This is a genomic window from Photobacterium aquae (assembly GCF_001029445.1).
Taxonomy (GTDB): Bacteria; Pseudomonadota; Gammaproteobacteria; order Enterobacterales; family Vibrionaceae; genus Photobacterium; species Photobacterium aquae.
Map to the genome: position 1 here is coordinate 20,238 of NZ_LDOT01000019.1, position 12,029 is coordinate 32,266.

Genomic DNA, 12,029 nt, shown 5'->3' on the forward strand with positions numbered 1-12,029 from the left:
GCATCTGGGTACACAGTACATGTAACCGAAACGTTAAGGAATAGCTTTTTGGAAGATGTATCTACCGGGATTTTATTTTCCCTGCTGATATTACTGCTCGTCATTTCAGGATACTTTTCCGGTTCAGAAACCGGAATGATGGCACTGAACCGCTACAAGCTCCGCCACTTGGCCAACCAAGGCCACAAGGGAGCCAAACGGGTGGAGAAACTTCTTTCTCGCCCTGACCGGCTGATCGGGCTCATTCTCATCGGCAACAACCTCGTCAACATCCTTGCATCAGCCATCGCGACCATCCTTGGTATGCGCCTCTACGGCGACATGGGCGTGGCCATTGCCACCGGTGCCCTGACCCTGGTGGTGCTGGTATTTGCCGAAGTCACCCCGAAAACACTCGCTGCGCTCTATCCCGAACGGGTTTCCTATGCCAGCAGCGTGCTCCTGCAACTTCTGATGAAGCTCCTTTACCCGCTGGTCTGGTTCGTCAACGGGATCACCAACGGCTTCCTGCGCCTACTCGGCCTCAGAGTCGGCAACCATCATGACGGCAAACTCAGCTCAGACGAACTACGCACCGTGGTCAACGAGGCCGGGGGGCTGATCCCCCGTCGCCACCAAGACATGCTGCTGTCTATCCTCGACTTGGAAAATGTCACCGTCGAAGACCTAATGGTTCCCCGCAACGAAATCGCCGCCATCAATATCAACGATGACTGGAAATCCATTGTCCGCCAGCTCAGCCACTCGGCTCATGGCCGGATCGTACTGTTCCGCGACACTATCGACGAAGTTGTTGGAATGCTCCGAGTTCGCGAAGCCTATCGCCTGATGATGGACAAAAACGATTTCAGCAAGGAGAACCTGCTTCGCGCCGCTGACGAGGTTTATTTCATTCCCGAAGGCACTCCCCTCAATATTCAGCTGATAAAGTTCCAGCGTAACAAACAGCGTATCGGCCTGATTGTCGACGAATACGGCGATATCCAAGGGCTGATCACCCTCGAAGATATTCTCGAGGAGATTGTCGGGGAGTTCACCACCTCCATCAGCCCGACGCTGGCCGAGGAGATCACCCCCCAGAACGACGGGAGCTTGCTGATCGAAGGCAGTGCCAATATTCGGGACCTTAACAAGAGCCTCAACTGGGGGCTGCCTACCGACGGGCCACGTACCCTGAACGGCCTGATCCTCGAGCACCTCGAGGACATCCCCGACAGCCAGCTCAGCGTCAAGGTGGCAGGCTACCAGATGGAAATCGTCGAGGTCTCCGACAATATGGTCAAACGGGTCAAGATCATGCCAGGCCAATTGCAAAAAACAGGCTAAGGCCCCCACAACCAATACTACCAATACAACAAAGCCGGCACTCAGCCGGCTTTGTTGTTGGATCACCCGTGGCCCCACGGTGATTCCTATCGGATAAATGCGCGGGGCAGACGTTATTTGATCTTGAGCTCTTGCAACATGGAAGCCGGCAAGGCCAGCTCGTCATTCTTGTTGACGGCAATGCCCTGCTCGAGGATAGCGCGGGCAATCGCCTGTGCCTCTTCCAATGAGTGCATGCTGTAAGTCCCGCACTGGTACTCGTTCAGCTCCGGGATCTGGGTCTGAGATTCGACCTTAAGCACATCCTCCATCGCCGCACGCCAGCTGTCAGCAACCTGCTCCTCACTCGGTGTACCAATCAGACTCATATAGAAACCCGTACGGCAGCCCATCGGTGAGATATCGATAATTTCCACCCGCTCGGAATTGAGGTGGCTGCGCATAAAACCGGCATAAAGGTGCTCGAGGGTATGGATGCCACGCTCGCTGAGAATGTCGGCATTCGGGCGGCAAAAACGCAGGTCAAACACCGTGATGGTATCGCCTTTGGGCGTTTTCATTGTTTTGGCGACCCGAACGGCTGGGGCCTGCATCCGGGTATGATCTACGGTGAAACTGTCTAATAGTGGCATGCTTCCTTTACTCCTTGGCCATCTCAACGGCTTCTGGCACAGAAGCCGTATATACATCCTTAACCCTACCTACCACACCGCTATCGCGCAAGGTTTAACCACCTCAGGGATTAAAACGGCCACCAGCTCCGGTTATCCTCAAGCTCAGTACGACACTGCTTGAGTTGCCAGCCGTAACTCTTGGCCTGCTGTTCGACACGGCGAGAAACCTTGATCAAATTGGGTTTGGACTTATACGTCCCCCGCTTATAACCACCGCGGCCATCATGGTAGGCCAGATACTGGCGGTAAGCATCCCACTTCGAAATTCCCAACTGGCGCTGGGTTTCATGGGTATACCAACCGACGAACATCAGTGAATCGGCAAAATCAGTGCGCGAGCCGCCATTACCCGTGGCTTTCTGATAATCGGCCCAAGCCGGGTCCTGTGCCTGGGCATAGCCATAGGCACTACTCACCCGACCCCAGGGGATAAATCCTAGGACATATTTCTTGGGCGGCCTGGCGTCATGGCGAAAACTACTTTCCTGTTTGATGAAGGCCATCGCAACTTGGATCGGTGTCCCCCACTCCTTTTCCATATCAAGCGCATCCTCATACCAGCTGGGATATTCACGGAAGATATTGCAAAGGTTGGATTGGTCTTGGGGAGGGGCAGAGGCGCAACCGGTCAGGACAACCGCCGCCAATAACAATGAACTACGAAAAAATGCGCGCTTTTTTCCTGCAAGCATGGAACTCATTTCCGTCCTTAGGGTCTTATACTATGACTGGCAGCCCCGTGCTGCCATCATCCCTGCGAAATTATTTATCGGGCAGCATGACGCTGCCCGCTTTTTTTATGTCTGTTATACCGACTTAATATCAGCAAAATACTGATCCAAGAAGGTATCAAACGATACCATATCCGCCGACTCAATTTCCGCCTGACGAACCGCCGAATCTTGGGCTTCCTGCTCGAAAGCAGCCTGATCATAATAACCGTACTCACGCTCAGACAGCGTCGTCGCATGCTCGGCAAGCAGCGCCTTGCCCATACGGCCAATGCCCTGTTGTTCTTTAATTTGCGTAAGCACCTGAGCCGACAAGGTCAATGAAGGCTCATCAATCCACGTCTGCAATCGGCTCAAGGTCTGCTGATATTCATCATTACCCGCTGCCGTATCCATTACCTTGGCAACCTCAGCCAGCTCGGCAAAAACACGGGAACCCCACTGCTGAACGGTCAGACGCTCGCCATCACAACCAATCTTGAGCAACAGCTCAGGATTACGTCCATCGAGGACAACACGGTTCCAGTTATCACGCCAGCATTCCAGCTCACACTGATCCATCGGAGCCGAATCAGACAGCACAGCCCAAGTCAGGAACAGGTCTAGGAAACGCACCTGATCAGCGGTAATACCAACCGGGCTGAACGGGTTAACATCCAGCGAGCGAACCTCGATATACTCGACACCGCCGCGCTCCAACGCTTCGGACGGTTTCTCGCCACTTTGGGTCACGCGCTTAGGCCGGATCGGGGCATACAGTTCGTTCTCAATTTGCAGAACATTGGCGTTTAGCTGACGGTATTCGCCATCAACCTTCACCCCAATTTCGGCAAACTTTTCTGAAGGCGTGCGAATCGCACGGCGCAAACCCTCGAGGTACTCAGGCAAGCCGTTAAAGCCAATTTTCAGCGAGCTCTGCTCACTGTTGGTGTAGCCAAGATCACTCAATCGCAATGCCGTGGCATTAGGTAGGAAATAAGTCCCCTCGCCCACTTTCTCAAACGCCAACTTCGAGGAGGCCGCATTGTTGAGGAACGAGCCGCACAGTGCCGGAGAAGCACCGAACAGGTACGGGATCAACCAACCGAATCGGTAATAGTTTCTGATCAGGCCGAAGTAAGCGTCAGAAACAGCATTCTGGCGTTCGTCAGCTGCCTGCTCGCCGAACAGCTGGTCCCAGAAGCTATCAGGGAATGAAAAGTTGAAGTGAACCCCGGAGATCACCTGCATGATGCTGCCATAACGGCGCTTTAGACCTTCACGGTAGAGGTTCTTCATCCGTCCCGTGTTCGAACTGCCGTATTGCGCCAGCGTAATGTCATCTTCATTGCCGACAAAGCACGGCATCGACATCGGCCACAGGCGCTCGTCGCCCATCTGGGCATAGGTAAACTGATGGATGTCAGCCAACTGAGACAACAGGTGCTCGACATTGTGCGAAACCGGGGTAATAAACTCCAGCAGCGACTCGGCATAATCTGTTGTGATCCACTTGTTGGTCAGCGCCGATCCCAATCCGGATGGATGCGGCTCAGGCGACAACGCCCCCTCAGGCGTAATACGCAATGCTTCACGCTCTAGGCCACGGCCAATTTGGGTCAGGGCGTCAGGATTCGCAGCAATTCGCTGCAATCTTTGTGAAAAATCCATCAAGGTGATTCTCAATCGTTAACAACTCAGCTCGGTAGAGTAATCATTATTGTGGTTGATTACCATTATTATTGTATCGAAACACTTTTACCCTACAGCAACAATTCTGCACGATTCTGCATCGCGGCAGCGAGGCTAAAATACCTCCCCCAGATAAAAAATAACCGGTCATACGACCGGCTATTCTCTGAGTTACATTTTCGGCTCCATCACCTCGATTGGCAGGCCGAGGGTTTCCAGTTGCGGCTTCAAGCTCTTGGCATCCCCCACCACGATAATCTGGTAATCCTGCGGGTTAAACCACTTGGCTGCCAACTTATCGATGGTCGATTTACTGATTGAAGCAGCAATCTGGTTACGCTGCTCGACGAAGTTTTCCGGCAGCGAGTAGGTCAGGATTTGCCCCAGCAGCTGGGCCTTCTTGCTTGGCGTCTCATAACTCAAGGCATCTTTCTGCCCCACGGCCAGACGCATGAAGGCCAGCTCCTTGTCAGTCACCCCGTCACGGGACATCTTGCCCAGCTCGGCAAGAAACTCTTTGACCGACGGCAACGTCGCATCGGCACGCACCTGTGCATAATAGACCGACAGCCCTACTTCGCGGCCGCCACTCTGGTAACCTCCCGCGCCATAGGTATAGCCCTTATCCTCACGCAGGTTCAGGTTGATCCGGCTGTTGAAGTTACCGCCCAAGTTGAAGTTCGCCAACTGGGTACGGTACAGCTCACCCGTTGCATCGTAAGGCAGCCCCTGACGAACCAAGCGGATCACGCTCTGCGGCGCGCCCGGCTTGTCCACCAGCCACACCTTCTGCTGCGACAGGGTCGGCAGCGCTGGCGTGGTATAGCTAGGTGTCGGCATCCCCTGCCAGTTGGCGAGGAAACCGACATCACGCTGCAATGACTGCTGGCTGATATCGCCCACCACCACCAGATCTGCCCCATTCGGCGTATAGTAACGGTTGTAGAACGCCTTCACGTCCTCAAGGGTAATTGCACTTAGCGATGCCTTGGTTCCTTCCGGCGGCAGGCTGAAGTTAGTTCCACCGAACAACACTTCACGGGTTGCCTGCCCAGCCAGCCAAGACGGGCGCTGATGTTCATAAATAATCCCCTCAAGGGCCTGCTTTTTCACCCGGTCGAAATCAGCCTGATTAAATGCAGGGAAGAACAACCGCTCTTGCAAGATAGCCAGCGTTTCCGGCAGGTGCTTTTTCAGCGAGGTCAGCGAGATAACCGTCCCGTACTTACCGGCAGTGAAGTTCACGGTACTGCCCAGCATATCCAGCCGCGAAGATAGCTCCTCCACCGTGGATTTCTGCGAGGCCTCAGCCATCATACTTGCGGTCAACTGCGCCAGTCCCGCCTTGCCCTGTGGCTCAAAACGACGTCCCGCCGGAACCACCAGCTGCAACTCAACCGTCGGGGTCTCGCGGTATTCCGTTCCCAGCACCTTGATGCCATTGGCCAGTTCAAGCTGGTACAGGGTCGGCATCGCTGCCTCTACCGGTGCTGAAGGCTGTGGCATCACCGAGCGGTCGAAATCGTCGCGCGTCTCTCGCATCTGCTTTTTCAGTGCCGCTTCGCTAACCGTGCTGTGAGCCGGAATGATCCGCTCAGCAGGGGCATAATTAGGCGCTGCCGCCTGAAGTGAGGTCTTGCCATGCGGCACCACACTCAGCGTCACGTTCGGGTGGCCGTTGATGTATTGCTCGTAGGCCGCCTCCATGCTTGCTGGCGTTACCGCTCGCAAATTGCCCAGCTCAGTCGTCAGGTAACCCGGGTTGCCGTAGAAGGTTTCATAGGAAGCCAGCTGCGATACCTTGCCGCTGACACTCTGGAGGCCGAAGATGGCATTCGCCTCGACCATGCCCTTGAGCTCATTCACTTCTTTGTCGCTGATCCCGCGCTGCTCGATCCCGGACAGGATCCCTTCTACCTTGTTGCGCAGGGTTTTCAGATCCCCTTTGTCACCGCTTTGGCCAATAGCATAAACATACATGGTACAGGCCAATTCAGCACAGTCATGGAACGCACCGGCATCAACCACTTCGCCAGTCTTGACGAGGTTCTGGTACAGCAGGCTGTTCTTGCCACCGCCGATCACCCGAGCCAGCATATCCAAAGATGCTTCGTCCTTGGCACCGCTATAAGAGGTCGGCCAAGCCATCATCAGCATCGGTTGCTGAATATTATCTTCCAGCGTCAAGAAGCGGTTGTCCGCCAAGGTTACAGGCTGCTTGGCTGGTTTATCGACTTCAGGGCCACGCGGGATCGAACCGAAGTACTTATTGACCCATTCCAGCGTCTTGGCGATATCAATATCACCACCAATGGTCAGCGTCGCATTGTTTGGCCCGTACCAGCGCAAGAAGAACGCCTTCAGATCATTGACGTTGACCCGGTCAAGATCCTCAACATAGCCGATTGGCTGCCAAGAATACGGATGGGTCCGTGGATACAGCGCCTCGCCAATACGCTCGTAAACCAAACCATAAGGGCGGTTCTCATAGCGCTGGGCGCGTTCGTTCTTCACCGTGTCGCGCTGGATCTCGAACTTACGCTGTGACACCGCCTCAAGCAGGAACCCCATTCGGTCCGCTTCAAGCCACAGTACTTTCTCCAGCTGGTTGGCAGGCACCGTTTCGAAATAGTTGGTCCGATCCCGGTTGGTCGTCCCGTTCATGGTTCCGCCCGCCTCGGTGATCAGGCGGAAGTGCTCCTGATCGCCCACATGCTTTGATCCTTGGAACATCATATGTTCGAAGAAATGGGCAAAACCAGACTTACCCAGCTCCTCACGGGCAGAGCCGACATGGTAGGTCATATCGACATGCACCAGAGGATCCGATTTATCCTCATGGAGCACCACCGTCAGGCCGTTTGCCAGTGTATATTTCGAATACGGTATCACCGGTGATACCGCACTCTCGTCACCCTTCAACTGCCCCACGAATGTCACGCCTGGCGGCAGCGCCGCCGACTCTTGCTGGGGCTCTAGCAGGCTACAGCCAGCCAGTGACAACAGCGCAACGCCCACTATCCACTTTTGCACGTAATGCCTTCCTTATAATAATCCTGTTACGATCATAGCCAGTACCGTATACCGGAGCGCCTTGCCGACCATTATCAGCAATAAACTCAAAGAGTGCCGCATCCGCAACCACCCTGCAGCAAGGCAGAGCGGGTCACCGACCAACGGCAGCCAACTGAGCAGCAGCGACCAGTAACCGTATTTTTTCAGCCATAGTAAAGCTCTATGACCGTGTTTTTCCTGAGAAGTTTTATCCGGCAACAACCGGCCAAGCCAATAATTGGTCATCCCCCCGAGCGTATTGCCCAATGTCGCTACCGCAACCACCAGCCAAACAGCGTTATCACCCAACTTGAGAGAAGCCACGAGATTGGCCTCCGATCCGCCAGGCAACAGCGTCGCACTCAAAAAACCCGTTGTGAACAGCACCCAAAGCGCCGAATCACCATGAAATAACTCTAGCATTAAAACAACTTAGCCAATCTATCCAATCAGGTAGCCGCCATATGGCAACCACCGCTGGCCTATCGAGGAGAGCACGCTCCCCTCGTCGTCACCAGCCCTCCTACCTTAACGGATTTGGCGCAAAAGAAAACGGGCAGCGATCAGCTACCCGTTTCAAAATATTGCAAAATTCAGCTTGTTCCGGTGAATTGACCGAAAGCCGGAGAGTTACCCAACCAAGGCCAGCAAGATACCGGCGGCCACGGCCGAGCCCAATACCCCTGCCACATTCGGCCCCATCGCATGCATCAGCAAGAAGTTCTGCGGATTGGCCTCCAGACCGACCTTGTTAACCACCCGGGCCGCCATCGGTACTGCCGATACCCCCGCCGCACCAATCAGCGGATTGATATCCTCCTTGCTGAAACGGTTAAGAAGCTTGGCCATCAGTACACCGCCACCGGTACCGACGCTGAAGGCGACGGCCCCCAAGACCAAAATCCCCAGCGTCTCAAGCTGAAGGAATGTCTCGGCCTCAAGCTTAGAGCCGACGCCAAGCCCAAGCATGATCGTGACGATATTGATCAGCTCGTTCTGCACCGTCTTGGACAAGCGCTCCACCACACCGGACTCGCGCATCAGGTTACCAAGGCAGAACATCCCCACCAAGGGTGTCGCCGACGGCAGGAACAAGATGGTCATCAACAGTACCGCCAATGGAAACAGAATCTTCTCCCCCTTGCTGACATGCCGCAGTTGCTTCATCTGGATCTTACGCTCTTCAGCCGTTGTCAGCGCCTTCATGATCGGCGGCTGGATAATCGGCACCAATGCCATATAGCTGTATGCGGCAACCGCAATCGCCCCGAGCAGATCTGGCGATAGCCTACTGGCAAGGAAAATCGCAGTCGGACCATCAGCACCACCGATAATCGCAATCGACGATGCATCGGCCAGGGTAAAGTCCATCCCCGGGATCACATTGAGCAGAATCGCCCCGAACAGGGTGAAGAAGATCCCGAACTGGGCCGCCGCGCCGAGGAGCAAGGTCTTGGGGTTGGCAATCAACGCCCCGAAGTCTGTCATCGCCCCGACCCCCATGAAGATCAGCAGGGGGAAGATCCCGGTTTCTATCCCGACATGGTAAATGTAATACAGCAGCCCGCCCGGCTCGGTAAAACCGGCATTGGGGATATTGGCCAGTATCGCCCCGAACCCTATCGGCAACAGCAGCAGAGGCTCAAAGCCCTTGCTGATCGCCAAATACAACAGGCCGGCACCGACCAACATCATGATGATCTGGCCAAACTCGAAATTGGCCAGCCCCGTCTCGCTCCAGAGTATCAATAAACCTTCCATGGTACCCTCTTATGCCAGACTGAGGATCGGCGCGCCGACCACCACCGAGTCACCTTCCTTGACGAGGAGCTCCTGCACCACGCCGCTGCGGGCAGCCCGGACTTCGGTTTCCATCTTCATCGCCTCTAGGATCACCAATACATCACCTTCCGATACCTGATGCCCCGGCTGGACATGGATCTTGAAGATATTGCCCGCCAAGGGGGCTGCTACCGCTTCAGCAGTAGCGGCGGAAGAAGCGGCTGGGGCTACCGATGGGGCAGCGGCGGCCGGAGAAACGGCTGTCAGCGCGCCACTGGGACCAACCTCAACATTGTAGAGCTGGCCATCCACCGTCACGCTATAGGCTTCAACCCCGCCAGCAGCAGGCGCTGCCTTTGTGGCAGGCGTAACGACAGGGGCAGGCTCGCTCCCCGGTGCCGGCTCAAACGCTTCAGGGTTATTGCGATTTTTAAGGAAGTTGAGCCCAACCTGCGGAAACAGTGCATAGGTCAGCACATCATCAACCTGTTGGTCGGCAAGCGTAATATTGTCTGACTGGGCTTTAGCCAGCAGTTCATCGGTTAATCGGTGCAACTCTGCATCAAGCAGATCTGCCGGACGGCAAGTCAGGGGCTTGCCACCCTCAAGTACCCGCTCCTGCAACGCACTGTTCACCGGTGCAGGCGCAGCACCATATTCCCCTTTCAGCACACCGGCCGTTTCCTTGCTAATACTTTTGTAGCGCTCGCCGGTGAGCACATTGAGCACCGCCTGAGTACCGACAATCTGCGAGGTCGGCGTTACCAGCGGTATATAGCCCAGATCCTGACGCACGCGCGGGATCTCCTCCAGCACTTCGTCGAAACGATCAGCGGCCCCCTGCTCCTTGAGCTGGCTTTCCATATTGGTCAGCATGCCGCCCGGCACCTGAGCCAACAGGATCCTGGCATCAACCCCTTTAAGGCTGCCTTCAAATTTGGCGTATTTCTTACGTACTTGACGGAAATAGGTGGCGATAGGCTCAAGCTGCTGCAAATCGAGCTTGGTGTCGCGCGGGGTACCCTCGAGCATGGCGACCACGGTTTCAGTCGGGGTATGGCCATAAGTCTGACTCATCGACGATATCGCGGTATCGAGAATATCAATTCCCGCCTCGACCGCCTTCACCGCCGTTGCCGCCGACAACCCAGTCGTCGCATGACAGTGCAAGGCCAGAGGGATATCGCACGACGCCTTGATCTGAGTGATCAGCTCCTCGGCCTCATACGGCTTGAGCAGGCCTGACATATCTTTGATACAAAGCGAGTGGCAGCCGAGATCCTCAAGTCGCTTGGCGAGATCCGTCCAAGTCTCAAGGTTATGTACCGGACTGGTGGTATAGGATAAGGTTCCCTGGGCATGAGCGCCGACATCCACCGCCGCCTTGACGGCCTTTTCGAAATTCCGGACATCGTTCATCGCATCGAAAATCCGGAAGACGTCCATTCCGTTGGCGTGGGCGCGCTCAACGAACTTCTCGACCACATCATCGGCATAATGGCGGTAGCCCAGCAAGTTCTGGCCCCGAAGCAGCATCTGCATCGGGGTATTGGGCATCGCCTGCTTAAGCAGACGCAGGCGTTCCCACGGATCTTCCCCTAGAAAACGGATGCAGGCGTCAAATGTCGCCCCGCCCCACGTTTCGAGAGACCAATAGCCGACCTTGTCCAATTGCTCGGCAATGGGCAGCATATCCTCAACCCGCAAACGGGTAGCAAAAAGTGACTGGTGGGCATCACGCAATACAACATCAGTGATGGCTAGTGGCTTAGACATGCTCACAAACTCCTTGTCAAAAAACGAATCCTATATCCACACGGCTTCAATCAGGCTGTCTGGTCTATTCCGCAGACTTATACCTTTCGGCTGCGATACTGGTGCACCGCAGCGCCAATCGCGGCCACGATCTCAGGCCGCACACCATTGTGCGATGGCAAAACGGGGGCTGGGTGACTTCTGGCTGGAGCCGCCGGGGCATCCTTGGGGGCAATCCTTGCCAGCAATTGAACGAGGTAAATCAAAATACTGAGAAAAAGAAACACCACCACCATGCCTGTCACCATGATGGTGGCCGCTTCCCACAGCACACTCCCTAAATCGGCCATAACGCTTCCTTTCATTCCCTGTGTTAGTAGGGCGTTAACAAATAACACGTGAAGTAAAAATATGTCAAATTGATTAATAAATAGCACCATAACGATGAAGATTTGTTCTGAAATGCGATTTACGTAGTAAATTTACCAACTAATCACCAAAACCCCTTTGCTAGAGGATCAACCTTCTACGGCCGGAGTGGATTAGCGTATTTCACTACTAGATTCGAATTGGAAAGGTCATTTCGCCAAACACTGACGATAACGTAAAAGTCACCGCACTCACTGGCTAATACCAAAGCAAGGAGGGATATCGCAAAAGAGAAGGGAAAGGAATAGCACGAGGTGTAGCCGGAGCCAATAGGTGCAAATCAGCCGCAACGGTACAAAATTTAGGTATAAAAAAACCCGGCGATTAAGCCGGGTTTTAAAATGATGGCGCGCTCGGGAGGATTCGAACCTCCGACCGCCTGGTTCGTAGCCAGGTACTCTATCCAGCTGAGCTACGAGCGCGCAGTAAATCTGATTGTGTGCCTTTCGGCTATGAAGTAACAGCAACAAGCTATTGCTTCAAAATAATGGCGCGCTCGGGAGGATTCGAACCTCCGACCGCCTGGTTCGTAGCCAGGTACTCTATCCAGCTGAGCTACGAGCGCGCAGTAAATCTGATTGTGTGCCTTTCGGCTATGAAGTAACAG

Annotated in this window: 9 protein-coding genes and 2 tRNA genes; 1 reads left to right on the top strand and 10 read right to left on the bottom strand. The window is 54.7% G+C overall.

The features are described 5' to 3' along the window. Nucleotides 1–48 precede the first annotated feature (48 nt). A complete protein-coding gene (locus ABT56_RS13255) occupies nucleotides 49–1,326 on the top strand; it encodes an HlyC/CorC family transporter (RefSeq protein WP_047879370.1) in 1,278 nt (425 codons plus the stop codon). Nucleotides 1,327–1,439: 113 nt separating this feature from the next. Here the strand turns inward: ABT56_RS13255 and luxS are convergent, their stop codons facing one another. The 10 genes from luxS to ABT56_RS13305 form a co-directional block, all read right to left on the bottom strand. Next, nucleotides 1,440–1,958: an S-ribosylhomocysteine lyase gene (luxS, locus tag ABT56_RS13260; protein WP_047879371.1), complete on the bottom strand. Its 519-nt coding sequence runs from the start codon at nucleotides 1,956–1,958 to the stop codon at nucleotides 1,440–1,442. A gap of 110 nt (nucleotides 1,959–2,068) precedes the next feature. Next, nucleotides 2,069–2,692 carry a transglycosylase SLT domain-containing protein gene (locus tag ABT56_RS13265; RefSeq protein WP_047879372.1) on the bottom strand — a complete coding sequence of 208 codons (624 nt, stop codon included), beginning with the start codon at nucleotides 2,690–2,692 and terminating at the stop codon, nucleotides 2,069–2,071. Nucleotides 2,693–2,806: 114 nt separating this feature from the next. After that, on the bottom strand, nucleotides 2,807–4,384 hold the full coding sequence (gshA, locus tag ABT56_RS13270; protein ID WP_205626086.1) for a glutamate--cysteine ligase: 1,578 nt from the start codon (nucleotides 4,382–4,384) through the stop codon (nucleotides 2,807–2,809). Nucleotides 4,385–4,573: 189 nt separating this feature from the next. Further along, on the bottom strand, nucleotides 4,574–7,435 hold the full coding sequence (locus tag ABT56_RS13275) for a M16 family metallopeptidase (protein ID WP_047879374.1): 2,862 nt from the start codon (nucleotides 7,433–7,435) through the stop codon (nucleotides 4,574–4,576). Nucleotides 7,436–7,447: 12 nt separating this feature from the next. Next, nucleotides 7,448–7,879: a YqaA family protein gene (locus ABT56_RS13280; protein ID WP_047879375.1), complete on the bottom strand. Its 432-nt coding sequence runs from the start codon at nucleotides 7,877–7,879 to the stop codon at nucleotides 7,448–7,450. Between the two features lie 207 nt (nucleotides 7,880–8,086). Beyond that, nucleotides 8,087–9,217: a sodium ion-translocating decarboxylase subunit beta gene (locus ABT56_RS13285; protein ID WP_047879376.1), complete on the bottom strand. Its 1,131-nt coding sequence runs from the start codon at nucleotides 9,215–9,217 to the stop codon at nucleotides 8,087–8,089. Between the two features lie 9 nt (nucleotides 9,218–9,226). Then, nucleotides 9,227–11,014, bottom strand: a complete 1,788-nt coding sequence (gene oadA, locus ABT56_RS13290; protein ID WP_047879377.1) for a sodium-extruding oxaloacetate decarboxylase subunit alpha — start codon at nucleotides 11,012–11,014, stop codon at nucleotides 9,227–9,229. Between the two features lie 77 nt (nucleotides 11,015–11,091). After that, nucleotides 11,092–11,343 (bottom strand): oxaloacetate decarboxylase subunit gamma, encoded by a 252-nt coding sequence (locus ABT56_RS13295; protein WP_047879378.1) that lies wholly within the window; start codon nucleotides 11,341–11,343, stop codon nucleotides 11,092–11,094. A gap of 424 nt (nucleotides 11,344–11,767) precedes the next feature. Beyond that, a tRNA-Arg gene (locus ABT56_RS13300) sits at nucleotides 11,768–11,844 on the bottom strand. A 66-nt stretch (nucleotides 11,845–11,910) separates the two neighbouring features. Further along, nucleotides 11,911–11,987: transfer RNA gene (locus tag ABT56_RS13305), tRNA-Arg, on the bottom strand. Nucleotides 11,988–12,029 lie beyond the last annotated feature (42 nt).